Genomic DNA, 25,222 nt, shown 5'->3' with positions numbered 1-25,222 from the left:
GAGGACGCGAAAGAGGGTTGTGCCGGCGCGGCCTGAAGAATCTTCAGGCCCTACACAAAGGCATTCAGAAAATCCTGCAGCTTGCGGTGCTCCGCGCGCGCCCGGGGAGTGGACTCCGAGGCCCCCTCGCCCCGCGCTCCCGGCGAGCCGCTGCGGGACATGTCCCGTGCGCCAGCGCCGCCCCGGCCTCCGCCCTCGGACGGCCCCTTGCGCGGCGCGCCCTGAGTCCCCTCCACCCTCCCGTCGTCGAGCCTCATCCGCATCTCCTCTCACTCCGCGTGGTCTGCCCTGGCCCTGCCTGCGTGGGACACCTGCAACTCACGGGCCTTCTCCTTCTTCCCGTCAATCCCAGGCCAGCTCGTATTCGCTGTCGAGCAGCCCCACCGCACTGCCCATCACCGAGACGTTCCGCGCGCCGCCCTCTTCCAGGACGCCCTGCAACAGCCCCTTCGTGTAGGCCGGAGGCATGAAATCCCCCTGCGTGACGAACCGGCCCGTGTTGCCCGGCGGGAAGGCAATCATCCGCCGCTCGCCGTAGCTGACCGTGGCGCGGTAGCTGGAGGGCAGCTGCTGGAGGAGCCGCCGGGGGCTACCCTCCGAGAGCACGAGCATGGTGCGGCCCGCGGGGGCACGCAAAAAATCATGGGCCGCCTGGCGCCCCATGCGGCGCAGCACCGCCGAGCCGCCTCCGGCGCGCGGCCCCAGCTCCTTCACCGCCACGAGCATCATGCGCAGCAGCCCGGCGACGGGATAAGGAAGGGAGGCAATGAAGCGCCGCCTCTCCGAGACTTCCTGGCAGCGGTCCGCGGCTTCACTCCCACCGAGTGTGCGAACGGTTTCCAGCACCCCGCTGAAGAACATCCCGTGTGCCGTGTCCGTGGGGCTGGTCATCGCCATCCGGTGGCGGAGCTGGCGCTCCACGTCGAGGTCCATCACCGGCTGTAGCGACTCGAGGTGTGCGTGCATGATGGCGTTTCCTGAAGTGGGACCTGCCGGGAGAAAGCCGGGGACCGCTGCCGGGGGCTGCCAAGAGCAGGATTTGGGCCACCTTCCAATCCCTTGGAAAACAAGGCGTTACCTTCCCCCAGGGGATTCAGGGCTGAAGCTTCGACAGCACAAGGCGTTCATCGAAACATGCAATTTCAACCTTCTGAAGCCATGCTTCATTCGTGAAGCCCCCTCCTTCAGTCATGAAGCCCCCCTCGTCCCGGATCTTCACGGACCGCAGCCCGCGCAAGCCCCTGTACGTGCAGGTCGTGACGCAGCCGGCATTGCACGGGTGCTGGTCGGTCAACATCAGCGAGACGGGAATTGGCCTGGTGGCCACCTCGCTGGAGGGGACCGCCACGGGCCCCCGCGAGGGGCAACTCTTCGAGCTGGCCTTCTCGCTGCCGGACTCCCACGCGCGCATCCGGGCCCAGGGCGAGGTGCGCTGGCGGCATGACACGGAGGTGGCCAACGGCGGCACCGTGATGGCGATGGGGGTGTTCTTCCGCTCCTTCGAGGGCGCCCACCGCGTCACCCTGGCGCGCTACCTCCAGGAGAGCGCCCTCCAGGTGGCGGTGGCCTACGCCACGGAGGCCCAGGTCCGGCTCATCCGCTCGGCGCTGGAGGGGCACGCGCGGCTGGGCCACGCGACGTCCTCGCCGGAGGTGCAGGCCCTGCTCAACCGGGGGGACGTGGCCGTCCTGCTGGTGGCCGGCACGGACGAGGTGCAGGCCCTGTCGCTGGTGGAGCAGCTCTCCGCCCGGCGCATGGAAGAGGTGGATGTCACCGGCGCGGCGCCCCCCAGCGACATGGCGGCGCGCATCGTCTACTGCGCGCCCGCCCCGGCGGAGCGGCTGGTGGAGCTGTTCAACGCGGGGGGCATCTTCCGGGCGCTGGGCCCTTCGCCGGAGCCGGAAATCATCCGGCAGGCGGTGCTGGACGCGGGACGCGAGCACGGGGTGCGCACGGAGCAGCGGCGGCTGGCGCTCGAGCTGGAGCGCAACCTCCTGCGGGAGCGGGCGCTCCTGGAGGGCACCGCGGGCACGCCCAGCCCCGCGGGGGGCGACGGGCCCGGCTTCTCCAGCCCCCCGATGAAGCGCGTCATGGAGCTGGTGCGCGTGGCGGCCCCCCACCGGGTGGCGGTGCTGCTGCAAGGGGAGACGGGCACGGGCAAGGAGGTGCTGGCCCGCATCATCCACAAGCTGAGCGGCCGGGGGAACGTGTCCCTGGTGGTGCAGGACTGCGGCGCGCTGAGCGAGACGCTCCTGGAGAGCGAGCTGTTCGGCCACGTGAAGGGGGCCTTCACCGGCGCGGTGGCCGACCACCCGGGCCTCTTCGTCCTGGCCGACGGCGGCACCATCTTCCTGGATGAAATCGAGAACACCACCCCCAACCTCCAGGCCAAGCTCCTGCGCGTGCTGGAGGGCGGCGATGTGCGCCCCGTGGGCGGCACCCAGGTGCGCCACGTGGACGTGCGGGTGGTGGCGGCGAGCAACCGGGACTTGGCCCAGGAGGTGCGCGCCGGGCGCTTCCGGGCGGACCTCTTCTACCGGCTCAACAGCTTCACCATCGACATTCCCCCCATGCGCGAGCGCCCCGAGGACATCCTCTCGCTGGCGCGGCACTTCCTGGAGCTCTTCAATCAGGCGCTGAAGCGCTCGGCGAGCGGGGTGGCGCCCGAGGCGGAGGAGGCCCTGCTGGCGTATGCCTGGCCCGGCAACGCGCGCGAGCTGCGCAACGTGTTGGAGCGCGCGGTGCTCCTGTCGAAGCCTGGAGAGCTGGTGACCCGGAGCCTGCTGCCCCCGATGATGCTGGCGAGCCTGCCCCCCGGGGGCGTGGCCCCAGCAGGCTCACTGCGGACCCGGATGGAGCAACTGGAGCGGGAGCTCATCCGCGAGGCCCTGGAGCAGAGTGGCGGGGTGCTGCGCCGCGCCGCGGTGGCCCTGGGCATGGACCCGGTGACGCTGGGCCGCCGGGCGCGCCGCCACGGCCTGTGGAAGGGCGGCTAAGCCCCTACTCCTCCAGCACGCACCCGGTGCGCGCGTCCACGAAGCGGGCCCGGGCACCCCAGAGCAGCAGGGCCGAGGTCTCCACCTCCTTCCGCTCCGCGTCGATGCGCAGGTGCGCCACGGCGGGGCTGGCCTGGACCCAGGCCCGGCAGAAGGCCTCGTCCTGCTCCGCCACGAAGAGACAGGAGCACGCATCCTTCGCCGTGTAGGCCGTCACGAGCCGCAAGTCATTGTTGTCATACAAGCGCCGGTCCCCGCCCTCACAGGCCACGAGCCCCGCCGCGATGCCCAGCCACGCCGCCCGCTTCATGGGCGCTGCCCCACCAGCGCCAGGGCCCGGGCCAGAAAGGCATCCAGCTCGAAGGCGCCCGGCTCCCGGTCGTCGGCCATGCGCACCACCACCACATCCAGCGAGGGGATGATGGTGACCGACTGTCCCCAGTGCCCGCGCATGGCGTAGGCATCCTCGGGCACGTGCGGCCAGGGCTTCCCGTCCTGCACGCCCGGCACGCGGCGGTTGAGCCAGAGCTGCCAGCCCTGCACATCCCCTGGGTCCCAATACAGCCGCTTCTGGCGGAGCGGCCCGGACACGGCGGTGGACTGGGCCACCCAGCCCTCGGGCAGCAGCCGCTGGCCCTCCCAGCACCCGTCATTCAGGAAGAGAAAGCCCAGCTTCGCCCAGTCCCGCGGCGTGGCGTACAGGAGCGAGGAGCCCACCAGGACGCCCTGGCCGTCGCGCTCCCACACCGCGCTGCGCACGCCCAGCGGCTCGAACAGCAGCCGCCACTCCCAGCCCTCGGGCTGCCGGGGGCGCATCGCCGCGCCCACCACCGCCGCCAGCAGCGTGGTGTCGCCCGAGGAGTACTCCCAGCTCGTCCCCGGCGCGTCCCGCTGCACGTGAGAGGTGATGAAGGCCACCATGTCCCCGTGGCCCTCGCCGTAGAGCATCGCCAGGACCGAGGATGTCTGGAGCGGGCCATTCTCGTAGCCCTCCTGCCAGTCCAGCCCCGAGGCGAACTCCAGCAGGTGGCGCACCTGGATGGCACAGGCGGACTCCCGCGTGGCCTTCACGTACTTGCAGATGGAGTCCTCCAGCGCCAGCGCGCCCTCGGCCACCGCCAGGCCCGTGAGGGCATTGGTGGCACTCTTGGCCATGGACCAGCCCAGGTGCCGCTTCTGGGCCGTCCACCCGGGCGCATAGCGCTCGTACACCAGACGCCCCCGGTGGAGGATGAGCACCCCGTCCGTGCGAATCCCCTTTCGCTCCGAGGCAGGCTCCTTCCGGGTGAAGGCATAGTCCTCGAAGGCCCGCAGCGCGGGCTCATGCCCGGCGGGCAAGGGCGCCGAGGCCCAGTCCTGCGTGGGCCAGAGGCTCCGCTCGGGACACCCGGCGTCCGCCCCGCCCGGCAGTCCCAGCAACACCAGGCACAGCGGCAGGCTCGCCCCCGAGGCGCGCAGGGCCTCCGCGCCGGAGCGCCCCCGGGCCCTCAGCGCCCCCGTCACCCCAAGGGGCAGCACCACCGCCAGGACCCCGGTGAGCAGGGCCGCATCGCCGGGCCGCCGCGCGGAGGCATGCAGCCCGATCGCCCCTGCCAGCACCAACACCTGCGTCCCCAGGGCCAGCGCCACCGCCAGCCCGGTCCGCCCCGGTGCCGCGCCCATCCGGCGGATGACCCACGCCTCCATCCCCACCACCGCCAGCGGGGGCACCACCCCCACCAGGAGCAGCGCGGGCACCGCGGCCCTCACCGTGTTCGAGGAGAGCGTGCCCAGCCTCATGCCCGCCCACAGCGCCAGGGGCACCATCACCAGGGCGGTGGCCACCCCCACGCCGAAGGGAAGGGCCCACCCCGTGGGTCTAGAAGGGAATGTCGTCATCGGTGTGCGGCGGCGGATCGCCGTCTCCCGGCGCATGGCCGAAGCCTCCGCCCTGGGGGGCGTCCGCGTCGCCTCCTCGCTGCCGGGCAATCTCCGCCTCGATGCTCGCCAGCAGCGCCCGCTCCTTGTCATGCCACCGGGACTTGCTCGGGTCGGCCAGGGAGCGCCTCGCGCCATTGGCGTAATACTCCAGGTCCTGCATGGTGGCCCCGTAGATGGGCCCACCCTTGCTGCGGCCGTAGTTGGGGAACACGGACCCATCGCCGCCGCCGCCGCCCCCACCGCCGCCCGCCCCCGCGCTGCTCGCGGCCCGGCGGGGCGCGGAAGAGGCCGCGTCCGGAACCGCACCGATGGAGAGTTCGCCCATGCGCAGGGAGAATCCCTCCTCGCGCTTGTATGCCGTGCCCACGCGCACGTGCTCCACGCGGCCATCGGGACGCTGAACCGCCACGGTGACCGGATAACCTTGCTCGCTCATGCCGCCCGAATCCCATCCCCCGGCAGGTCTGTCAACGGCCACGCGACCTGGCGTGTTGGGAGGCCCTCGTCATGCGCGCCGCTCCCTCGCCCTTCAGTTCAGGGAGATCATCCCCTGCGCGCCCTTCTTGCGCACCCACGCCTTGGGCTTGGGCGGCTCCTTCAGCTCTTCCTGCTGCGGCTCGGCCTGGCGCTCCTGGGCGGCCGCCCGCCCCCGGGGCAGCTTCACGTCCTTGGCGGACTGCGGCGGCGCGTTGTCGCCCCAGTCCGAGGGGCGGCGGTCCGTCCGGATGAGCAGCCGCAGCTTCTGGTAGTGCGCCGAGCAGTAGCCCTTGGACCGGCTCGGGCGCTTGCACCCGATGACCGCGCACGCACCGGACGCTGCGGCCGCGGCCGAGGCACCCTTGCCCGAGGACCGCGCCGCCCCAGCCGGGGCCTTCGTGGGCTCCGCCTTCGCGGGGGCCGCCTTCGCAGGGGCCGCCTTCGCAGGGGCCGCCTTCGCAGGAGCCGCCTTCGCGGGCGAGGCCTTCGCGGGTGCAGCCTTCACGGGCGCGGCCTTGCCCGCGGCCGGCTTCCCGGCGCCACGCACCAGGGGGAGCGGCAACTTCAGCCCCTGAGAGGCCGCCAACGGGGCCAGCCTCGCGGTCATCGAGCGCAGGCGCTCGATATGTCCCAGCCCTTTCTCAAGGCTTGCGATGGACTTCTGGAGGGGCCGCAGCTGGGTCGTCAGCTCAACCCGAATCATTTCTCGAAGGGCTTTCTCGAAGGACATGTGGCGCTGTGTATACACCGATACCTCCCGGTGTGGAGAACGCCTTTCATGTCTGTCTCTGGACCAGGCCCCTGGGGGTTCCAACTTCCCCCGGGGCCTGTCTCCAGAAATGTAACCGCTTTCAGCGGGTGGGGCTGCTCCCCCGGGCGGCGCAGCGCGGCATGGCCTTTACCGCGCGCGCGCGCCCACCTTGAACCGGCGCATGCGGCGCCGGGAGCGCGGGGCCGCCCACGCCACCCACAGCACCAACAGCGCAGGAATGAACAGATGAATCATCAATTACCCCCCGAAACGAGGACTGCCCTGCCGGACGCGCCGTCTCCTGTTTTCCTGATACGAACAGGGTTCGGATTCATTTCCCTCAAGTCTACGGGCCCGGTCTGACATCCCCGGGGCCTACGTCCTGCGCCTTTCTGCGGCGAAAGGGCCGCGCTTGCGGCATTGTGCGTCCCCGTCAACCAAGGACTTCCCATGACGACCGATTCGCAGGATTTGAAGTGCATCAACACCCTCCGCACCCTGGCCATGGACGCGGTGGAGAAGGCCCACTCCGGACACCCCGGCGCGCCCATGGCGCTGGCGCCTGTCGCCTACCAGCTCTGGCAGCAGGAGCTGCGGTATGATCCGGCGAATCCCCAGTGGCCCAACCGGGATCGCTTCGTCCTCTCGAACGGCCACGCCTCCATGCTGCTGTACGGGCTGCTGCACCTGGCCGGCGTGCGCCGGGTGAACAAGCAGATGCAGGTGGAGAACGTGCCCGCGGTCTCGCTGGAGGATCTCCAGAACTTCCGCCAGCTCGACAGCAACACGCCGGGACACCCCGAGTACCGCTGGACCACCGGCGTGGAGACCACCACGGGCCCCCTGGGCCAGGGCGTCGCCAACAGCGTGGGCATGGCGATGGCCTCGCGGTGGCTGGCCGGGTACTTCAACCGCCCGGACTACACCCTCTTCGACTACGACGTGTGGGCCATCTGCGGTGACGGCGACCTGATGGAGGGCGTGGCCAGCGAGGCCGCCTCGCTCGCGGGCCACCTGCAGCTGCCCAACCTGTGCTGGGTCTACGACTCCAACCACATCTCCATCGACGGCAGCACGGAGCTGGCTTTCACCGAGGACGTGGGCAAGCGCTTCGAGGCCTACGGCTGGCGCGTGCTGCGCGTGGAGGACGCGAATGACCTCGAGGCCCTGTCGAAGGCCTACCGCACCTTCAAGGAGCAGCGCGGCAAGCCCACCCTCATCATCGTTCGCAGCCGCATCGGCTTCGGCTCGCCCAAGAAGGAGGGCACCGCGTCGGCCCACGGCGAGCCCCTGGGCGCCGAGGAAATCAAGGGCACCAAGCGCGCGTACGGCTGGCCCGAGGATGCGCAGTTCCTCGTGCCCGAGGGCGTGCGCGAGCGCTTCCAGGAGCGCATGGGCGCGCGCGGGCAGCAGACGCGCGCGGCGTGGGAGCAGCTCTTCACCGGCTACAAGAAGGCGCACCCGGAGCTGGCACGCCAGTTGGAGAACATGCAGCGCAGCGAGCTGCCCGAGGGCTGGGACAAGGAGCTGCCCACCTTCCCCGCGGACGCCAAGGGCATGGCCACGCGTGAGTCCGGCGGCAAGGTGCTCAACGCCCTGGCGAAGAACTACCCCTGGCTGGTGGGCGGCTCGGCCGACCTCAACCCCTCCACCAAGACGTACCTGAGCTTCTCCGGGCCGATGAAGCCGGGCGACCAGACCGGGCGCAACGTCCACTACGGCGTGCGCGAGCACGCCATGGGCTCCATCGTGAACGGCCTGACGCTGTGCAACCTGCGCGGCTACGGCGCCACCTTCCTCATCTTCAGCGACTACGAGCGCCCGGCCATCCGGCTCTCGTCCATCATGGAGATTCCCGCCATCCACATCTTCACCCATGACTCCATCGGTCTGGGCGAGGACGGCCCCACGCACCAGCCCGTGGAGCAGTTGCAGTCGCTGCGCGCCATCCCCGGCCTCATCGTGCTGCGGCCCGCGGATGCCAACGAAGTCACCGAGGCCTGGCGCGTCATCGCCCAGCAGAAGCACCACCCGGTGGCGCTGGTGCTCTCGCGCCAGCCGGTGCCCACGCTGGACCGGACGAAGTACGCCCCCGCCTCGGGCGTGGCCAAGGGCGCCTACGTGCTCGCGGGCGGAGAGGGCACCCCGGAGGTCATCCTCATCGGCACCGGCACCGAGGTCTCCCTGTGCCTGCAGGCCGCCGAGCAGCTCCAGTCCGAGGGCGTGAAGGCGCGCGTGGTGAGCATGCCCTCGTGGGAGCTGTTCGAGCAGCAGGACGAGGCCTACAAGGACTCCGTGCTGCCCCCGTCCGTCCGGGCGCGCGTCTCCGTGGAGCAGGCGGCGGCGTTCGGCTGGGAGCGCTGGGTGGGACTGACCGGCAAGGCCATCGGCATGCGCACCTTCGGCGCGTCCGCCCCCATCAAGTCCCTGCTCCAGAAGTTCGGCTTCACCGTGGAGAACGTGGTGAAGGCCGCCAAGGAAACCATCGCCACGGCGAAGAAGTAACCGCGGTCCCCGGGGCCTGGAGCGCACTGTCCTCCAGGCCCTTTCCCTGTGCCGTTGTGAGGAGGGTTCCATGCGCATCGCCCTGGCCGCCGACCATGCGGGGTTCGAGCTGAAGAGCTGGCTGCTGAAGGCCCTGGAGAACGCGGGCCACACCCTCCTCGACAAGGGCACGCACAGCACCGCGCCCGTGGACTACCCGGACTGCGCCCAGGCCGTGGGCGAGGCCCTGCGCCAGGGCGAAGTGGACCGGGCCATCCTCATCTGCGGCAGCGGCGTGGGCGCCTCCATCGCCGTCAACAAGATGCCCGGCGTGCGCGGCGGCCTGTGCCATGACACCTACTCGGCGCACCAGGGCGTCGAGCACGACGACATGAACGTGCTGGTGCTGGGCGCCCGCGTCATCGGCGTGGCCCTGGCGGAGGACCTGGTGCGCGCGTTTCTCTCCGCCCGCTTCACCGGGGAGGAGCGCCACGTGCGCCGGCTGTCCAAGGTTCAGGCCTTGGAGGCCCGGTCCTCCTCCGGCTCCACGGCGGGCTCCGGCTCCACGGACAACGCCGCGCCCTGAAGCTGGGGGGCGGCCAGCGCCAGCCCCGGCGGCACCTCGAAGGACGGCGGCTTGAGGGACGCAGCCCCGTCCTCCGGCTGCATGTTGACGAGCTGGTACAGCAACTGGATGCGCTGGGCCTGCGCGTCCTGCGCCAGGCGCCACGCCACGTCCTTCAGGAGGCTCTCGTCCAGCACCTCGCTGGCCAGCTGCTTGAAGCCGTGGTCCGCCTCGGGCCCCGTCTCGTAGGTGTACCAGACCAGGTCCCTCGCGCCCCGGATGCCCTTGCGCTCCAGCGCCTCCCAGGACTCGGGCAGCGCGTGCACCAGCAGCGCGGCGTCAATCCAGGCGAGGATCTGGTGCTTGTCGAAGTTGGTGTTGCGCTGGAGCCGCATCGGATCCGCCATGGCCATGCCCACCGCGTCGTAGATGCCCTCTTCCGAGAGCCGCTCCTCGATGTGCGGGGTGATGCCCCGGATGACCGTGAGCGGAATGGTGCGGTCCTTGGCGGCCCCCTTCGCCGGATCCATGACGACGCGCTGGACCATGCGCGTCACCTGCTGCGCCAGGTGCCGGGGAGACAGGCCCACGCCGAAGTACAGGGCCCGCGTGGCCCAGCCCGTGGGCTCCGCCCCCGCCGCCCCCATCCACACCGTGGAGAACACCGCTGCTAGGATGGGCCCCAGCCCCAGCGTCACCGCGCACCAGAGCGCCGAGCCGCTCGAGATGTCATGCCGGAAGCCCCGCTGCCCGAGGTACAGCAGCACGTACACGTACGCCCCCGCCGCCCCGTACCGGGCCGCCGCCAGCGTCGGCGCGGAGATCCACAACTGCTTTTGCCCGTTGACCTCCCCCTCGAGCATCTTCTCCAACGCCCAGCCCGTCACGGGGTTGAGGCTGTGGAAGAGGATGGCCCCGATGGCCAGGATGGCCAACGCCGGCAGGCCGTAGCGCAACGCGATGTTGCTGGCGTTGAAGTACCGGTCGCTCGCCTCGACCAGGTCCTTGAGGTTGTAGCGGTCGAGCCCCACCTTCTCGGGGTGCGCCTTGAGCTCCTCCGGAATGAAGTGCGGCTTGATGCGCCCCAGGTAGAGCCCGTGGTGGACCACCAGCATGGCTGGCAGCACCGCGAGCCCCCAACCCCACAGCGTCTCGTGCGACAGCATGTGCCCGCCCAGCCCGATGAAGACGAGCCCGCCCAGCACCAGGCCCAGCACGGCCCGGACGCCGTCGCTCTCCTTCTTGAGGAACAGGAACTGGGAGCACGCCCAGAGCGCCACGATGAGCAGGAAGACCCCGGCCGCATCGTTGCCCTCACGCAGCTGGCCCATCACCTGGTGCACGCCCCCCAGGACCCCCGGCGGGGGCGGCGCATCCACCGGGACGCTCCACAGGAAGTAGAGGGCCACGATGCCCAGGGCCACGACGAGCAGGCCCCACCCCACGATGCGCTGGAGCAGGCCCCACCCCTGCTGCCACACCGGCTCCGCGCCCTCAGACGCCAGCGTCTTGCCGCCTGGCCCTGCGCCGCTCTCGTTCATCGGGGGCTCCCTGGATTCACCGGACAGGACGCCAGTCTACGCCCCCGCCATGACAGCGCGAATTCCTCCCGGCGCCGCCGCCTGCCTGCTTCCTCAGTCCTCGCCCACCTTCGCGCCCTCCACCTCCGTGGCCCCCGCGTGCTTCACCAGCCGGACGGGCTCGTACCCCGTGCGGCGGCAGACGGCCTCCGCGAGCGGCTCCGCGTGCGTGGTGATCCAGATCTGGCTGTGCTTCGCCGCCTCCACGATGAGCCGGGCCAGGGGCCCCAGCAGCTCCGGGTGCAGGCTCGTCTCCGGCTCGTTCAGCGCGAGGAACGGCGGCGGCCGGGGGCTCAGCAGCGCCGCCAGCAGGCACAGGTAGCGCAGCGTCCCGTCCGACAGCTCGCTGGCCTCCATGGGCCGGCTCAGCCCCGGCAGGTGCAGCGCCAGGCTGAAGCGGCCCTGGGGCGCCTTCACCTCCAGCTCCGCCCCCGGAAACGCATCCTCCAGCGCCCGCTCCAGCCCCCGCCGGTCCCCAATCTCCCGGATGGTGCCCAGCGCCGCCGCCAAGTCCCGCCCGTCCGGCGCCAGCGCCGTCGTCCGGACGCCAATCTGCGGGTGCCGGGAGGGCGCGTCCAGGTCCGTGCGGAACTGGTGGTAGAAGCGCCACGCGCTCAACGCCCGCTGCAGCTCCGTCAGCCGGGGGAACCGGTGGGGCTCGGCGAGCTGATCCAACACCGACTCGGCGCTCCACAGCTGTGAGGGGAACGTCACGCGCTGGCCCTCCGAGTCTCTCAGGAACACCGTCCGGTCCTTGCGCTCCATCAGCACCGCCCGCCGCCCGCCGGACAGCGCCCAGAGGTGCTCCTCCTTCACTTCCGGATCCAACACGAACAGGCTGAAGCGCTCGGAGGGGTCCTTCGGCACGAGGCCGCAGCTCAGCTCGTACGCCAGCTCGTCCTCCAGCGACACCCCCACCCGCATCCGCACCGGCTGCTTGGCCTCGCGCGGCCCCGCCCACACCACACTCGGCGCGCCGCCCTCCTCCGCCAGCGTCCTCGCCAGCCGCCCCTCCGCCGCCGCCTGCAAGAGGTGCAGCGCGCGGTACAGGTTCGTCTTCCCGCTGCCGTTGGCCCCCACCACCACCGTCACCGGGTGCACCGGCAACACCATCCGCTTCACCGAGCGGTATCCCGCTATGTCCAGCCGCGTCACCCTCATCGCCGCCGCAGGCTACACCCGCTCGCCCCCATGACGCTGGGCGTCAAAAACAGGCTCTCCCAGCGAGAAGGGATACCCCTCAAAAAAGCCCGTGACCCGATTTAACCGCTTTATGCCTCTGTCCGCGCAAGGCGAGAGGCGGCGCGTCCCAGGGCACGCCAGGCCTCGCCAGACCGTTTGTGAACCGCTGCATCCCCCGGAGGCCAGAGTGAAATTACGGAACGTCCCCCATTGGCAAAGGACTGGCGGCGCTGTCGCGCTGCTCATGTCCCAAGTGATTTTCAGCGCTTGCGAGCCCCAATCGCAGACGCCCCAGGAGATGGGCCAGGTGCTGGCCGGCGCCGACGCGAACGTCGCGCAGGGCAAGAGCATCACCGCCTCCTCCTATACGCAGGTCTATTACGCCACCCACGCGAATGACGGGAACCGTGGTACGTACTGGGAGGGCGCCCCCAATGCCTATCCCAATCTCTTGACGGTGAACCTGGGCAGCAACCACGACATCAAGTCCGTCGTGCTGCAGCTCAACCCGGACAGCATCTGGGCCACCCGCACCCAGAACATCACCGTGCTGGGCCACAACGCGAGCACCGGCACCTTCTCCACGCTCGTGGGCGCGGCCAACTACACCTTCAACCCCGCCACGGGCAACCAGGTGACGATCCCCGTCACGGCCACCGTGAGCGAGGTGCGGCTCCAGTTCAACTCCAACACGGGCTCCACCGGCGCCCAGGTGGCGGAGTTCCAGGTCATCGGCTCGCCCACGGCGGGCTCGGCCACCTACGCGCTGACCGTCAACAACGGCACGGGCAGCGGTGCCTACGCGGCCAACACCGTGGTGAACATCACCGCGGCGGCGCCCCCCTCGGGCCAGGTGTTCAGCGCCTGGACGGGCGGCGTGGCGGCGAACTTCGGCAACATCAACGCGGCCTCCACCACCTACCGGACGGCCGCGTCGGCCACGACGATCTCCGCCACCTACGTGCCCGCCTCGCAGGGCGGCAACCGGTACGAGGCGGAGTCCGCCACGCTGAGCGGCGGGGCCACCATCACCACCAACCACGCCGGCTACACGGGCTCGGGCTTCGTGGAGGGGTACTGGGCCGTGGGCGCCAGCACCCGCTTCAACATCTCGGTGGCCAGCGCGGGCTGGTATGACCTGGGCCTGCGCTACGGCAACGGCTTCGCCGAGTCCAACATCTCCTACTATGTGAACGGCGCGAAGCTGGGCCAGAGCATCCTGCCCACCACGGGCAACTGGGACACCTGGCTCACCAAGACCGAGGTGGCCTACCTCAACGCCGGCGCCAACCAGGTGGCGTACCAGTACGACGCCGGTGACGGGGCGAACATCAACCTGGACGCGCTGTCCCTGGCCCCCACCACCGCCCAGAAGCCGGACCTGTCGGTGACGGACATCCAGTGGTCCTCGGCGAGCACCCCGCCCCAGCAGGGCGAGGCCATCACCTTCAAGGCGGTGGTGAAGAACGCGGGCACCGCGGCGAGCCCCAGCGGCGTGCACAAGGTCTCCTTCCGCGTGGGCGGCCAGGAGATCGCCACCTCCACGCTGCCCGCGAGCACCTCCGTGGCGGCCGGCGCGAGCGCCACGCTGACGGCCAACTCCACCTGGTCCACCGCCTTCGGCACCTACCCGGTGACGGCCGTCGTGGATCCGGACAACACCATCGCCGAGTTCAGCGACGCCAACAACAGCCTCACCAAGAACCTCACGGTGTCCCAGAGCCCGGGGCCGGACCTCGTGGTCCAGTCCATCTCGTGGAGCCCCAGCACGCCCTCGGCGGGCACCGCCGTGCGCTTCACGGTGAACGTGGCCAACCAGGGCCTGAACGCGACGCCGGGCAACTCCGTGGCGCTCCGGCTCGTCATCGATGGGAGCACGACGCTGACGGGGGCCACCCCCTCGTTCCTGGCCGCGGGCGCTTCCGCCGCGGTCACCTTCAGCGGCACGTGGACGGCCGTCAACGGCAGCCACACCTTCGTGGCGACGGCGGACCCCGCCAACGCCATCAACGAGGCGGTGGAGAGCAACAACACCCAGTCGTCGAGCCTGTACGTGGGCCGTGGCGCCAATGTGCCCTGGCTGCAGTACGAGGCGGAGAGCGGGCGCACCAACGGCACCGTCCAGGGCCCCGGCCGCCTGCTGGGCACCATCGCGGGTGAGGCCTCCGGCCGCAAGGCGGTCGTGCTCGACGCGACGGGCGAGTACGTGGAGTGGACCACCTCGGCGGCGGCCAACTCCATCGTCGTGCGCAACAGCATGCCCGACGCGGCCGGCGGTGGCGGCATCCAGGCCACGCTGAGCCTCTACGTCAACGGCAGCAAGCTGGGCACGCTGAACCTCTCCTCCAAGGAGGCGTGGGTCTACGGCGATGACGCCACCCAGTACAACAACCCCTCCGCGGGCCCGCCGCGCCGCATCTACGACGAGTCCAGCAAGCTGCTGAACACCACCATCCCCGCCGGGGCCACGGTGCGCCTGCAGAAGGACTCGGGGGACACCTCGCCGTACTACGCCATCGACTTCGTCGACCTGGAGCTGGTGGCGGCCCCCCTCCCCAAGCCGGCCGGGTACGTGGACGTCACCCAGGCGGGCAACGGCTGGGAGCCGGCCATCCCGAACGACGGCAAGCCGGACGACAACGCCATCAGCCAGGCCATCTGGGCGGTCGAGGCGGGCCGGTTCTCCGGCGTCTACCTGCCGCCGGGCGTGTATGACCAGACCAACAAGATCCAGGTCAAGGGCGTCACCATCCAGGGCGCGGGCCTGTGGCACACGCGGCTCTACAACGCCAGCCTGGCGGAGGATGCCGGCTGGGGCCAGACGGGCTTCATCATCACCGGGGACAACGCGAAGTTCCGCGACTTCGCCATCTTCGGCGCCACGGACGGTCTGCGCACGCAGGGCGGCAAGGCCTGGGTCAACTCGGCCTTCAAGAACACCGTCATCGAGAACATGTGGATTGAGCACGTGCACTGCGGCTACTGGGTGGGCGGCCCCTCGGAGTCGACCAACCTGCGCATCAGCAACGTGCGCATCCGCAACACCGGCGCGGACGGCGTCAACCTCTGCAACGGCAACAAGGACAGCATCATCGAGAACTCGCACGCCCGGAACACCGGCGATGACGCCTTCGCCATCTGGTCCGCGAGAGACCTCTACCCGCAGCCGAACATCAACAACGTCATCCGCAACTGCACCGTGCAGCTCGTGTGGCGCGCCGCCGCGTACGCCGTGTACGGCGGCCGGGGCAACCGCATCGAGAACAGCATCGCCTACGATGTGATGACGTACCCGGGCCTGACCATCAGCTCCGAGTTCAACCCGTTCCCCATGGAGTCCGTGACGATCGACGGCCTGACGCTGGTGCGCACCGGCGGCACCTACTGGAACGGCCAGCAGTTCGGCTCCATCTGGCTGCGCGCGGACCAGACCCCCACGAACGGCATCACCATCAAGAACGTGGACATCGTGGATCCGACCTACCAGGGCATCAGCATCCAGAGCAACGGTGGCTCCTTCACCAACGTGGCGTTCGAGAACGTCACCATCAACAACCCGACGACCTACGGTGTGCAGGTCCTCTCGACGGCCCAGGGCGGCGCCAGCTTCACCAACGTCACGGTGAACAACGCGCCCTCCGGGAAGTTCGCCAATCAGGCCGGTGGCGCCTTCACCGTCACCAAGGGCGCGGGCAACAACTGGTAGGTTAGCCCTCCGTTCCTGAAGTGAAGCACCGGGGCTGTCCCTCTCCAGGGGCAGCCCCTTTTTCGTGCGGGAGCCCGGGCCCCCCGGGAGCAGGCAGCCACGGGGGCCCGCCCCTGGTTCCCGTCCGGCGCCATCCTTATTCCTCTCTCATGAACCGACAAAGGCAGGCCTGGGTGTTCGGGACAGGGGCGGCGCTCGCGGGAGTCCTGGCCTGGGCTGGCAAACGGGTACTCTCCGAGCGAGCGGCCGAGCAGCCTGTCTTCGAGTCCCTCGGCGAGCAGGACGGCGTGGAGCTGCGGCAGTACCCCTCCCTGGCCGTGGCGGCGACCGAGGTGGAGGGCGCCTTCGCCCCCAGCGTGGAGGAGGGCTTCCACCGGCTGGCGGGCTACGTCTTCGGGAGCAACCTGAAGAAGGAGTCCTTCGACCCGGCCGCGCCGGAAGTCCTTCAACACCGGTACTGGACCCCGGAGGCGCAGCGCCTGGAGATGACCGCTCCCGTCTTCTTCCAGCGCCAGGACGAGGCGTGGCGGATGACGTTCGTGATGCCGTCGGAGTTCACGCTGGAGTCCCTGCCGGTTCCCATCGACTCACGCATCCGGCTCGAAGCGGTCGCGCCCAAGCGGATGGCCGCGCTGCGCTTCTCCGGCCGGGCCACCGAGGAGGCCGTGAAAGCCTGGACGGCCGAGCTGCTGGAGCGCCTGCACCGTCAGCGGCTCCATCCGGTGGGTGAGCCCATCCTCGCCCAGTACAACTCACCGTTCATGCCGGCCTTCCTCCGGAAGAACGAGATCCTCGTCGAGGTCCGGCTGGCGGCCGTGCACTGAGGCCTCTGGCCTCAGCGGGGCGGAGCCGGGGCGGGCGGCTCGAAGCGGCGGAAGAAGCTGCCGCTGTTCCAGCGGGGAGGCTCGGGGGCATCGGCGATCCGCTTCGTGAGGTCCGCCAGGAGCTTCACGAAGCGCACGGCGGCCTCGCGGTCCATGGGCTGGGAGAGATCATCCGCAGGCGCGTGGTAGCGCTTCATGCGCCACTCCTTGAAGAGGGCTTCCTCCGCCGTGCCCTTGAGGTACCCGAACTTGAGGGACAGCGCGGGCACGCCCTTGCGGATGAAGCTGTACTGGTCGCTTCTCACGAACGTGTTCGCGTCGGGGTTGGGGTCGGGCAGCACGCTGACGCCCAGGCGGGCGGCGCTGGCCTTCATGGGAACGCTCAGCGAGGACTCCTCCATGCCATAGGCGATGATCCGCTTGAGCGGCGTCAGGGGCAGGAACATGTCCGTGTTCACGTTGGCCACCATCCGCCCCGTGCCCTCGGGAGGGTGCTCGGCGAACCAGCGCGAGCCCAGCAGGCCCTTCTCCTCCCCCGTCACGGCCACGAACAGGATTGTCCGGCGCGGCTTGCGCCCCTTGCCCTCCTGAAAGGACCGGGCCAGCTCCAGCAGCGCGGCCACCCCCGTGGCGTTGTCCATGGCCCCGTTGTAGAGGCTGTCGCCGTCCACCGGCTGGCCGATCCCCACATGGTCCAGGTGCGCCGTGAGCACCACGCACTCGCCGGCCAGCAGGGGATCACTGCCCGGCAGCCGCCCCACGACGTTGAAGGAGCGAAGCCGCGACTGCTCCAGGGTGAGCTGTCCCCGGACCGAGGCGGGCAGCGCGAAGCGCGGCAGGGGCTTGCCCGCGTCCGCCAGCGCCACCAGTTCCTGGAACGTGTGGCCACTGCCCGCGAACAGCTTGTCCGCGCTCGCGGGGTTGATGGTGCCCAGCAGCGGAATGTCCCGGGCGTCCTGAGCGGTGGGCTCGGCCAGCATCATCGCCGGGTGCAGCATGGTGCCCACGCTCCGCGACCAGGGCATCTCCTGGATCCGGGGATTGCGCACCATCAGCACGCCCACCGCGCCCGCGCGGGCATACGCCTTGGAGATCTCCTCCCGGGACTTGGCGTGGGCGGCGAGGTTGCCCGCCACCCCGGGCGGAGTCCCCCCGGACAGGACGACCAGCACCTTGCCCTGGAGCTCCAGGCCGGCCAGGTCATCATGGCCTGCCTCGGGGATGGTCAGCCCGTAGCCCACGAAGACGAGCCCCGCCTCCATGGGCCCTGAGCGGCTGGAGGAGGCGCTCAGGATCAGATCCTCGCCGAGGACCAGCGGCTCCTCCTTTCCGTCGCGGACCAGCGACAACCGGCTCTGCTCCAGCACCAGCCGCTGCGACCGGAGGGGAACCTCCTGAAGGAACTCCGTGCCCACGCCGGGCTGGACGCCCGCCTCGGCCAGCTTCGCCGCCACGTACGCGGCGGCGCGGTCATAGCCCTCGCTGCCCGTGTCCCGCCCCTCCATGGCGTCGCTGGCCAGCGTCTCCACGTGAGCCCACCACCGCGTCGCCGCGGGCGAAGGCGCCTTCGCATGCCCCAGCACGGGGAGCAGCAGCAAGCAGACACAGGCCTGGAGCAGTCTCATGGATTTCCGTCCGGTAACTATGGAACGAACCGGTGCCTTCCTGCTGGTGAAACCCGGTACGTTCACGTTGCCTTGGCTTCACAGGAGATCATTCATGGCGACACAGAGCAAGATCACGCCCCGGCAGTTGGGGGCCCACGGCCCGAAGGTTTTTCCCATGGCGCTCGGGTGCATGGGGATGTCTGGCATGTACGGCCCGTCGGATGAGACCGAGAGCATCGCCACGATTCATGAAGCCCTCGACCGGGGCATCACGCTCATCGACACGGGCGACTTCTACGGCATGGGGCACAACGAGCTGCTCATCGGCCGGGCGATCAAGGACCGGCGCGACAAGGCCTTGCTGTCCGTGAAGTTTGGCGCCCTCCGGGGCCCTGATTCCTCCTGGAATGGCTATGACGCCCGCCCCGCAGCGGTGAAGAACTTCCTGGCCTACAGCCTGAACCGGCTGGGCGTGGATCACATCGACATCTACCGGCCCGCGCGCCTGGATCCCCAGGTGCCCATCGAGGAGACGATCGGCGCCATCCGGGACATGGTGACCGCGGGCTACGTCCGCTACATCGGCCTGTCCGAGGTGGGCCCGGACACCCTCCGCCGGGCCCAGGCCGTGCACCCCATCAGCGACCTCCAGATCGAATACTCCCTGGTGAGCCGGGGCCCGGAGGCGGCCATCTTCCCGGTCCTCGCGGAGCTGGGCATCGGCGTCACGGCCTACGGGGTGCTCTCCCGGGGACTGCTCAGCGGCTCCAGCACCACGGGCAAGGGCGACTTCCGGGCCTACCTGCCGCGCTTCTCGGGGGAGAACCTCGTGCAGAACCAGCGGCTCGTGGGCGTGCTGAAGACCCTGGCCGCGGACAAGCACGTCAGCCCCACCCAGCTCGCCATCGCCTGGGTGCTCGCCAAGGGACAGACGATGGTCCCCGTCATCGGGGCCCGGAAGCGCGTCCAGCTCGACGAGTCGCTGGGCGCCCTCGGCATCGAGCTGTCCGCCTCGGAGCTGAAGGACATCGAGGCGGCCCTGCCCCCCTCCGAGGTCGCTGGCACCCGCTACGGCGAGCACCAGCTGCATCAGCTCGACAGCGAGCGGTGAGCCCGCGGCTCAGCGCCGCGCCTTCCCGGAGGTGCGGAGGAACTCCAGCACGCTGGGCTGGTGGCGGCGCTTCGACTCGATGCACAGCCGGATGGACTCCAGCTCGCGGGAGAGGACGCGCGTTCCTCCTTCGATCTGGGCCACCCGGGGGCGCAGCAGGGCTTCCACCTCGGCCTGCCGCGTCTCGTCGCAGAAGGTCCCCACGATGCTGATGAGCCCTCCCAGCTCGTCGGAGCGCATCTTGGCCGCGAGCGCGTCGAAGTGCTGCTGGTAGAACGCCCAGGCCAGGGGGCGCGTCTCCGGGGTGAAGAAGGCCCGCATGAGGATGTGCACCGTGTCGCGCACATCGAACTCGGTGCCGGTGATGAGCGCGAAGGCCTCCTGCAAGAGCGCGGGCTCCTGGAGGCCCCCCAGCGCGCCGAGCAGCCGCGCCCGCTCGGCGGGCTCCTGCGTGGCACGCGCCTGGGCGAGCACCTGCTGGAAGAGGGCCCGGTCCCCCTGGCGCATGGCCACGGAGAGCGCGAGGTAGGCGCTCTCGGCGGGCACGCGCTTGCGGTCCGCCAGCCAGGCCCGGGCCAGGCGCCCCGCCTCCTCGTTCAGCGCGGGGTCTTCCCCACTGACCACCGCGCGGAAGAGGAGCATCCCGCGCGTCTGCTTCACATCATCGCTCTCGCCCGGCTTGGGCAACCATCCCAGCGCGCGGGCGCGCGGGCCGTAGAGCTCCCGCAGCCAGGCCTTGAAGCGCTGGCGCTCCGGCCCGGAGAGCCAGTCCTGGCGAAGGGCCGAGAGCAGCTGGTTCCCGCCCTGGAGGATGAGGCGCTGCGGATCCGAGGCGGTGGCGGGCACGAGCCGCAGGGCCTCGCCCAGGGGCATGTCCCCCCGGGACACGGCGGCCTCCACGTCGGAGAGCAGCGCCAGCCGCTCCGCGGTGGACAGCGTCCCCGCGGGCACCGCGAGCAACCGGGCCAGTTGCTCGCGCGAGTAGCCCACGCGGTAGTAGCCGCTCCCGCCCGCGTTGAGCAGAAGCCAGGTGGGGCAGCCCTGCACCGGCAGCTCCACCTCCGAGGCCGCCTCGGCCAACACCACACAGGCGCGGGAGGACGCCTTGCCCGTGCCCGCGCGCACGCACACCGGCACGGTCCACGTCTGCGGGGCCGTCCCCGGAGAGCCCGCGGGCAGGAAGCGCTCCTGGGCGAGCTTCAGCCGGGGGGCCGCCCCCTTCTGACAGCTCAGCTCCGCGGAGATCCGGGGGACGCCGGGCTGATCCACATAGCCCCGGAACACCTGGGCCGCCTCCGCACCCAGGGACTTGCCCAGGGTGGCGAGGAAGTCATCCGAGGTGGTGAGCCCCCAGGTGTGCTGGCGCACGTGGGCGCGCAGCGCGTCCCGCAGGCGCTCCTCGCCGAGCCATCCCCCCAGCATGTTGAGCAGCGAGGCGCCCTTCGCATAGGTCGTCGCGTTGTCGAAGGAGCCGATGATGTCATCGTTGGTGGCGATGGGCTTGCGCACCGGTGACGTGTGGGTGAGGGAGTCGGTCCGGAGCGCGAACACGGTGGACTCGGCCTGGGACTCCAGCGCGTAGCTCCAGGCGGGCTCGAACTGGCCGGTGATCTTCTGGTCGAGCCACGAGGTCAGCGACTCGTTCAGCCAGATGTCGTCCCACCACTGGCAGGTGACGACGTTCCCAAACCAGTAGTGTCCCAGCTCGTGGATGGCGATGTTCGCGTAGGCCTGCCGGCGCTCCGGCGTCTCCTCCCCCGGCCGGATGAGCGTGAGCGGCTGGCCCAGGGCGACGAGGCCCGGGTGCTCCATGGTGCCCCAGTAGCGCGGCACCACCGCCACATCGAGCTTCTCGTACGGGTAGGTGTCATCGAAGAAGTCCTCCAGCAGCGTGACGAGGCGCGGGGTGACCTGGGCGGCATAGGCCGTCTCGGCGCCCCGGCCCTTGGGGACGACGAACCGCAGCGGCACCTGCGCACGGCCCACGGGCGCGCCCTCCACCAGGTCGAACGGCCCCACCACGAAGGCGACGAGGTAGCTGGGCATGGGGCGGCTCTCGGCGAAGGTGACGCGCTTGAGGCCCCCGGACTGGGGCTCCTCGGAGACCACCGCGTGGTTGGCGAGCGCCACGTGCTCCTGCTTCACCGTGAGGCGCAGGCGCCAGGGCACCTTGAAGCCCGGCTCGTCGAAGCACGGGAACGCCCGGCGCGCGTCGATGGGCTCGAAGAACGTATAGAGGTAGGACTCGCCCCCTTCCTCCACCCCATAGAGCCCCTGGCTGCGCTCCCGGTCCACGCGGCCCGAGAACGACAGGACGAGCTGGGATGCGCCGGGCCCGATGGGCTCGGGCAACAACAGGCCCAGGCGGCCCTCTGACGCCGTGACGGCCTTGGCCTCCAGCGTGCGCCCGCCCAGGAGGACACGGGCCTGCGTCACCTTGAGATCCTGGGCATGCAGCCACACCTGACGGACCGGCTCGCGGACCTCCACGTCGATGGTGACGGTGCCCGAGTAGGTGGGCTCCGCGGGAAGGAGCGTCAGGTCCAGCGCATAGTGCACCGGCCGCACGGTGCCGGGCAGGCGCAACGCCGGGGGCGCGGGCTCGGGCCACTCCACCGCAGTGGCCACGGGGGCCGGAGCGGCGGGGGGGGCATGGGCACACCGCACGAGCGCAACCGCGACGAGACACCACCAGAAGGACCGAGGCATGAGGGAGGAGGTTAGCCCAGCGGACGCCGGCCGAGGTCCGTGACAAAGCTGTGCCTTGCCTTCCTGTCCCCCGGGGGCTACGGACGCCCCCATCCATGCCTGGACACGACCTTCCGCTCCTGCTCGTCCGTCACGCCATCGCCGAGGAGGAGCACCGCCTGGGGGATGAGTTCCGCGCCCTGACGCCCGAAGGACGCGCCGCCTTTCGCAAGCACGCGCGCAAGCTCGCCCAGCTCACCCCGCTGATCGGCGTCCTCACCAGCCCCCTGGTGCGCACCGTCCAGACCGCGGAGATCCTCGCCGAGGCCTTTGGCCTCTCGCAGGTGGAAGTGCACCCGGCCCTGTTGCCGGGCCCCCGCGCGCACAAGCACATCGTGAAGCTGGCGCGCGAGGTGGGGCCGGGCTGGGCCCTGGTGGGCCACAATCCGGGCCTGAAGCGCGCCGGAGAGCTGGCCCTCGATGAGGAGTTGCCAGGGAAGATGCGCAAGGGCGCCGTGCTGGCCCTCCACCCGGCCCCGAAGCACTTCACCCTCTCGTGGTTCGCGGCCCCCGGCAGCACCGTGCGGCGGCCTCGCTCCTGAGCTCCTGGGCTATTAGACCTCCTCGAATCTCGTGCCCGTGGCGCCCATGCGTTCCAAGGCATCCTTGATCTCCTCGGAGACAATCAGGGTGCTCGACCACCCCTCGGGACGGAACACCTTGGCGTTCCCCACCTTCACCTTGTCGATGCGCATGCGATCCACGCCCATGTATTGCCCGACTTTGTCGGGCACTCCATGCTCTGGCGTCCAGAAACTCACCTCGGACGCCTCTTCGTCGATGCAGCGGATGAGGCGCGTTGCTACGAGCACTAGGTACTGATCCGGTTGGCCCTCAATGTCCGCCGGGATTAGTTGCACGTCGCCGGGGGCACGCTCCGCCAGCATGGAAGCCACCTTGACGTGGACGACGGCAATGCCCAATCCCGCCTCGGAGAAGTCCAGCGGCCTGCCCGCAATCTTGAAGGGGATTTTTAATCGTCCCTCCACATGCACGGGCGTTCCTCGCGTGAAGTCCCAGTCGAACACTTTGCGGCCATGGCTGTCGATGGGAGTGGCCAAGTGCCAGCGGTTGGGGACATAGACGTCGTCGGCTAGGTCGAAGAAGCGTTGGGACATGGGGAAGTTCTAGCGTCATTTTCCCAGGGTAACGAGTCGGTTCAACTCCGTTCCGGGTATCGAGATCAGCTTGGCGAGTTCATCCAGCGCGGGCACGAACCGAGCCCGGCATTCCGCGATGCTGCTACAGTCTCCAAGTGCCTCCCGCAAGCGCCTGTAGACGATTTCATGGTAGCGCTGCGGGTGAGGCCCCTTGTGCCCCGGGATAGGCACGATGTTCTCGCGGTCCTTCATCCGCATCCCCGCCCTGGCGTAAAGGTCCTCAAGCCGAGGTGTCCACGGGCCACCACGCAAGGTGGACTTCTTGTTAGCGATGGTCCCGATGTGGTGCTTCTCCGTGCGGGCGCCGCGCCCACCGCGCGCCGCCATCGCCACCGCGCCCGATGCCAGAGCCAAGCTAAAGCCCTCGGCCGTCACAGCCACGGACTCCACCGCGCCCACCTCTGACAACAAGATCCCTTCGCGGCCCGCAGCCTGCATCGACACTTGAGCGGATCCGGGGAGTGTCGCCACTTGCTCCGCGAACCCCTTCGCCGTGTGCGTCAGAAGCGCCATGACGATCATGGCGAACGCTTGCGCAGCTTCACGCGAGAACAGCTTGCCGAACTTCTCGCCCGCGTCGCGGATCTCCTCGAAGGTGGCTGCGGCCTTCACCTCTTCCATCAACTGGAACCAACCCGCCACGAGGTTGTAGAGCGTCTTGGCACCCACCCAGAGCACGAGCGCCGTAGTCGCCCACGCGGCGACAAACTTGGTGATCGGCTCGGGCAACGCAAGCAGGACAAGGAGCGTTACCACCGTCCCAATCGCGGCTTGCAGGACGGCCCGCATGCTCACCATCTCGCCCAGCGCCTTCTCGAACTCCTCCAGCACCGGACTTTTGCTCAGGGCCATGGCGAGCATGTACCGGCCTTGCATGTCCAGGTACTTGCCGCCCACGAGCGCGCCCCCCAAGCAATCGCCCTCGAATCCATGGGCACTCCGGCACCACGCCTTGTAACGGCTAACGAGGTTTTGCTCCTCCTCCGTCAACGCTCCTTCCAGGGGCATCCCGGACGACTCCAGAGGGACGATCTTTCGCTCTCTGAGGAGGTAATCCCCATAGAGCGCGTCGAGTTGAAACAGGCGCTCCACGGTCTGCCGGGGTGAGCCTGACAGGCGCACCTCGCGCGCCAGCTTCCGGATCGCCTCTGTCACTTGCTCCGGCGCCACCTGCACCGGCTCCACCGTGGCAGCACGGGGGATGTAGCTCAGGGTTTCTCCCTCTGCTCCCGTGTCCACCCGGATCGCTGGCTGAATGGCGCTGCACCCCACAAGCACAGCCAGCAACAGCGCTTCGGCCTGCCAGAGAATCCGCCAGAGCATGGGGCACCCCTTTTCTGTGAGAAGGGGAACAGGTTAGGGGGCCGCCACACGGGAGAGGAAGATATGCCGGGTGGTGCTCGGACTGGACGCTCACCACGAGGCCCCAGCGCTCACCACGAGGCCCGCGTCCGACGTGTCCGGCCTGGATGCTCACCGCGAGCCCCAGCACCACGAGGCGCGTGTCCGACGGTGCCCGCCTGGACGCGCACCGCGAGGCCCGCGTCGACGCAACTCCCTTGTCCGGAATTCGTCTCGGAACTTGTGGCTACCTACTTAGGCTTTACCGTCCGCCTCGCCCTCTTCCAGCACCTTCGAGAGGGCGGTCAGCTCCTCGCGCAGCCGCGCCAGTTGCGCCATCGAGCGGGAGGACGCCGCGTCAACGCCCGCACGGCACGCGAGCTGGCCCGGGATGTGTTTCGCCTGGGCGCGCAGGGCCCGCCCTCCCTCCGTGAGGAAGATGCGGACGACCCGCTCGTCCTGCCCATCCCGCCGCCGCTCGACGATGCCCCGCTGCTCCAGGCGCTTGAGCAAGGGGGTGAGCGTGGCCGAGTCGAGCACGAGCTGCTCCCCCAGCCGCTTGACGGGAATCCCCTCCTCCTCCCACAGCGCGAGCAGCACCAGGTACTGAGGATAGGTGACGCCCAGGGGCTCCAGCAGCGGCCCGTACGCACGGATCATCGCCCGCGAGGCCCGGTACAGCGCGAAGCAGAGCTGCTGCTCCAACAAGAGCGGGTCCTTCGCGGCGGTCATCCGTGCACCTTCCTTTCTCCAGCAGGGCCCGGAGAATA

At 69.9% G+C, this 25,222-nt stretch carries 20 protein-coding genes; 7 read left to right on the top strand and 13 right to left on the bottom strand.

Going from position 1 to position 25,222, the window contains the following annotated elements; genetic code table 11:
* Positions 1-50 precede the first annotated feature (50 nt).
* Together KY661_RS05280 and KY661_RS05275 are read right to left on the bottom strand one after the other, a co-directional pair.
* Positions 51-257 (bottom strand): hypothetical protein, encoded by a 207-nt coding sequence (locus KY661_RS05280; protein WP_143101332.1) that lies wholly within the window; start codon positions 255-257, stop codon positions 51-53.
* A gap of 85 nt (positions 258-342) precedes the next feature.
* On the bottom strand, positions 343-966 hold the full coding sequence (locus tag KY661_RS05275; RefSeq protein WP_075005657.1) for a DUF2378 family protein: 624 nt from the start codon (positions 964-966) through the stop codon (positions 343-345).
* 224 nt (positions 967-1,190) lie between these two features.
* On the opposite strand from KY661_RS05275, the gene KY661_RS05270 reads away from it, so the two are divergent.
* Positions 1,191-2,996 carry a sigma 54-interacting transcriptional regulator gene (locus tag KY661_RS05270; protein ID WP_225409141.1) on the top strand — a complete coding sequence of 602 codons (1,806 nt, stop codon included), beginning with the start codon at positions 1,191-1,193 and terminating at the stop codon, positions 2,994-2,996.
* Positions 2,997-3,000: 4 nt separating this feature from the next.
* Here KY661_RS05270 and KY661_RS05265 read toward each other — a convergent pair whose 3' ends face one another.
* The 4 genes from KY661_RS05265 to KY661_RS05250 form a co-directional block, all read right to left on the bottom strand.
* A complete protein-coding gene (locus tag KY661_RS05265) occupies positions 3,001-3,306 on the bottom strand; it encodes a hypothetical protein (protein ID WP_225409140.1) in 306 nt (101 codons plus the stop codon).
* On the bottom strand, positions 3,303-4,910 hold the full coding sequence (locus tag KY661_RS05260) for a serine hydrolase domain-containing protein (RefSeq protein WP_263436628.1): 1,608 nt from the start codon (positions 4,908-4,910) through the stop codon (positions 3,303-3,305). Before KY661_RS05260 ends, KY661_RS05265 begins: the two co-directional genes overlap by 4 nt.
* On the bottom strand, positions 4,855-5,352 hold the full coding sequence (locus KY661_RS05255) for a hypothetical protein (RefSeq protein ID WP_225409139.1): 498 nt from the start codon (positions 5,350-5,352) through the stop codon (positions 4,855-4,857). The genes KY661_RS05260 and KY661_RS05255 overlap by 56 nt, the downstream gene beginning before the upstream one ends.
* Positions 5,353-5,445: 93 nt before the next feature.
* Complete coding sequence (locus KY661_RS05250) at positions 5,446-6,096, bottom strand: cell wall protein (RefSeq protein WP_398577137.1); 651 nt, start codon at positions 6,094-6,096, stop codon at positions 5,446-5,448.
* Between the two features lie 498 nt (positions 6,097-6,594).
* Here KY661_RS05250 and tkt point away from each other — a divergent pair, with 498 nt between their 5' ends.
* Both tkt and rpiB read left to right on the top strand, forming a co-directional pair.
* Positions 6,595-8,649, top strand: a complete 2,055-nt coding sequence (gene tkt, locus KY661_RS05245; protein WP_225409137.1) for a transketolase — start codon at positions 6,595-6,597, stop codon at positions 8,647-8,649.
* A gap of 70 nt (positions 8,650-8,719) precedes the next feature.
* Complete coding sequence (gene rpiB, locus KY661_RS05240; RefSeq protein WP_225409136.1) at positions 8,720-9,214, top strand: ribose 5-phosphate isomerase B; 495 nt, start codon at positions 8,720-8,722, stop codon at positions 9,212-9,214.
* On the opposite strand, the gene KY661_RS05235 is transcribed toward rpiB, so the two are convergent.
* Positions 9,142-10,734: a hypothetical protein gene (locus KY661_RS05235; protein ID WP_225409135.1), complete on the bottom strand. Its 1,593-nt coding sequence runs from the start codon at positions 10,732-10,734 to the stop codon at positions 9,142-9,144. The genes rpiB and KY661_RS05235 overlap by 73 nt on opposite strands.
* Positions 10,735-10,827: 93 nt before the next feature.
* On the bottom strand, positions 10,828-11,934 hold the full coding sequence (locus tag KY661_RS05230; RefSeq protein ID WP_225409134.1) for an AAA family ATPase: 1,107 nt from the start codon (positions 11,932-11,934) through the stop codon (positions 10,828-10,830).
* A 265-nt stretch (positions 11,935-12,199) separates the two neighbouring features.
* Here KY661_RS05230 and KY661_RS05225 point away from each other — a divergent pair, with 265 nt between their 5' ends.
* The gene (locus tag KY661_RS05225) at positions 12,200-15,661 is read left to right on the top strand and encodes a CARDB domain-containing protein (RefSeq protein WP_225409133.1); all 3,462 of its coding nucleotides are present in this window, start codon (positions 12,200-12,202) and stop codon (positions 15,659-15,661) included.
* Positions 15,662-15,810: 149 nt separating this feature from the next.
* Positions 15,811-16,485 (top strand): SOUL family heme-binding protein, encoded by a 675-nt coding sequence (locus KY661_RS05220; protein ID WP_225409132.1) that lies wholly within the window; start codon positions 15,811-15,813, stop codon positions 16,483-16,485.
* An 11-nt stretch (positions 16,486-16,496) separates the two neighbouring features.
* Here KY661_RS05220 and KY661_RS05215 read toward each other — a convergent pair whose 3' ends face one another.
* Positions 16,497-18,110 carry a M28 family metallopeptidase gene (locus KY661_RS05215; RefSeq protein ID WP_225409131.1) on the bottom strand — a complete coding sequence of 538 codons (1,614 nt, stop codon included), beginning with the start codon at positions 18,108-18,110 and terminating at the stop codon, positions 16,497-16,499.
* Between the two features lie 94 nt (positions 18,111-18,204).
* On the opposite strand from KY661_RS05215, the gene KY661_RS05210 reads away from it, so the two are divergent.
* Positions 18,205-19,203 carry an aldo/keto reductase gene (locus KY661_RS05210; RefSeq protein ID WP_225409130.1) on the top strand — a complete coding sequence of 333 codons (999 nt, stop codon included), beginning with the start codon at positions 18,205-18,207 and terminating at the stop codon, positions 19,201-19,203.
* Positions 19,204-19,212: 9 nt separating this feature from the next.
* Here the strand turns inward: KY661_RS05210 and KY661_RS05205 are convergent, their stop codons facing one another.
* Positions 19,213-21,912 carry a M1 family metallopeptidase gene (locus tag KY661_RS05205; RefSeq protein ID WP_225409129.1) on the bottom strand — a complete coding sequence of 900 codons (2,700 nt, stop codon included), beginning with the start codon at positions 21,910-21,912 and terminating at the stop codon, positions 19,213-19,215.
* A gap of 95 nt (positions 21,913-22,007) precedes the next feature.
* On the opposite strand from KY661_RS05205, the gene KY661_RS05200 reads away from it, so the two are divergent.
* Positions 22,008-22,493, top strand: coding sequence for a SixA phosphatase family protein (locus tag KY661_RS05200; RefSeq protein WP_225409128.1), 486 nt, complete (start codon positions 22,008-22,010; stop codon positions 22,491-22,493).
* Positions 22,494-22,505: 12 nt separating this feature from the next.
* Here the strand turns inward: KY661_RS05200 and KY661_RS05195 are convergent, their stop codons facing one another.
* From KY661_RS05195 to KY661_RS37190, 3 genes are all read right to left on the bottom strand, one after another.
* A complete protein-coding gene (locus KY661_RS05195; RefSeq protein WP_225409127.1) occupies positions 22,506-23,069 on the bottom strand; it encodes an imm11 family protein in 564 nt (187 codons plus the stop codon).
* Positions 23,070-23,084: 15 nt separating this feature from the next.
* On the bottom strand, positions 23,085-24,434 hold the full coding sequence (locus tag KY661_RS05190; RefSeq protein WP_225409126.1) for an AHH domain-containing protein: 1,350 nt from the start codon (positions 24,432-24,434) through the stop codon (positions 23,085-23,087).
* Between the two features lie 273 nt (positions 24,435-24,707).
* Positions 24,708-25,184: a MarR family winged helix-turn-helix transcriptional regulator gene (locus KY661_RS37190; RefSeq protein WP_263436627.1), complete on the bottom strand. Its 477-nt coding sequence runs from the start codon at positions 25,182-25,184 to the stop codon at positions 24,708-24,710.
* Between the last annotated feature and the right edge of the window lie 38 nt (positions 25,185-25,222).

The organism is Allostigmatella hybrida (assembly GCF_020103775.1).
Taxonomy (GTDB): domain Bacteria; phylum Myxococcota; class Myxococcia; order Myxococcales; family Myxococcaceae; genus Hyalangium; species Hyalangium aurantiaca.
Note: the sequence above shows the minus strand (reverse complement) of the source record. Positions and strands in the feature narration are given on the sequence as shown.

What these genes read in the sequence shown, in the direction of transcription:
- KY661_RS05280 (WP_143101332.1), bottom strand. Translation starts at nt 257, where the DNA reads ATGAGGCTCGACGACGGGAGGGTGGAGGGGACTCAGGGCGCGCCGCGC.
- KY661_RS05275 (WP_075005657.1), bottom strand. Translation starts at nt 966, where the DNA reads ATGCACGCACACCTCGAGTCGCTACAGCCGGTGATGGACCTCGACGTG.
- KY661_RS05270 (WP_225409141.1), top strand. Translation starts at nt 1,191, where the DNA reads ATGAAGCCCCCCTCGTCCCGGATCTTCACGGACCGCAGCCCGCGCAAG.
- KY661_RS05265 (WP_225409140.1), bottom strand. Translation starts at nt 3,306, where the DNA reads ATGAAGCGGGCGGCGTGGCTGGGCATCGCGGCGGGGCTCGTGGCCTGT.
- KY661_RS05260 (WP_263436628.1), bottom strand. Translation starts at nt 4,910, where the DNA reads ATGCGCCGGGAGACGGCGATCCGCCGCCGCACACCGATGACGACATTC.
- KY661_RS05255 (WP_225409139.1), bottom strand. Translation starts at nt 5,352, where the DNA reads ATGAGCGAGCAAGGTTATCCGGTCACCGTGGCGGTTCAGCGTCCCGAT.
- KY661_RS05250 (WP_398577137.1), bottom strand. Translation starts at nt 6,096, where the DNA reads ATGATTCGGGTTGAGCTGACGACCCAGCTGCGGCCCCTCCAGAAGTCC.
- tkt (WP_225409137.1), top strand. Translation starts at nt 6,595, where the DNA reads ATGACGACCGATTCGCAGGATTTGAAGTGCATCAACACCCTCCGCACC.
- rpiB (WP_225409136.1), top strand. Translation starts at nt 8,720, where the DNA reads ATGCGCATCGCCCTGGCCGCCGACCATGCGGGGTTCGAGCTGAAGAGC.
- KY661_RS05235 (WP_225409135.1), bottom strand. Translation starts at nt 10,734, where the DNA reads ATGAACGAGAGCGGCGCAGGGCCAGGCGGCAAGACGCTGGCGTCTGAG.
- KY661_RS05230 (WP_225409134.1), bottom strand. Translation starts at nt 11,934, where the DNA reads ATGAGGGTGACGCGGCTGGACATAGCGGGATACCGCTCGGTGAAGCGG.
- KY661_RS05225 (WP_225409133.1), top strand. Translation starts at nt 12,200, where the DNA reads ATGTCCCAAGTGATTTTCAGCGCTTGCGAGCCCCAATCGCAGACGCCC.
- KY661_RS05220 (WP_225409132.1), top strand. Translation starts at nt 15,811, where the DNA reads ATGAACCGACAAAGGCAGGCCTGGGTGTTCGGGACAGGGGCGGCGCTC.
- KY661_RS05215 (WP_225409131.1), bottom strand. Translation starts at nt 18,110, where the DNA reads ATGAGACTGCTCCAGGCCTGTGTCTGCTTGCTGCTGCTCCCCGTGCTG.
- KY661_RS05210 (WP_225409130.1), top strand. Translation starts at nt 18,205, where the DNA reads ATGGCGACACAGAGCAAGATCACGCCCCGGCAGTTGGGGGCCCACGGC.
- KY661_RS05205 (WP_225409129.1), bottom strand. Translation starts at nt 21,912, where the DNA reads ATGCCTCGGTCCTTCTGGTGGTGTCTCGTCGCGGTTGCGCTCGTGCGG.
- KY661_RS05200 (WP_225409128.1), top strand. Translation starts at nt 22,008, where the DNA reads ATGCCTGGACACGACCTTCCGCTCCTGCTCGTCCGTCACGCCATCGCC.
- KY661_RS05195 (WP_225409127.1), bottom strand. Translation starts at nt 23,069, where the DNA reads ATGTCCCAACGCTTCTTCGACCTAGCCGACGACGTCTATGTCCCCAAC.
- KY661_RS05190 (WP_225409126.1), bottom strand. Translation starts at nt 24,434, where the DNA reads ATGCTCTGGCGGATTCTCTGGCAGGCCGAAGCGCTGTTGCTGGCTGTG.
- KY661_RS37190 (WP_263436627.1), bottom strand. Translation starts at nt 25,184, where the DNA reads ATGACCGCCGCGAAGGACCCGCTCTTGTTGGAGCAGCAGCTCTGCTTC.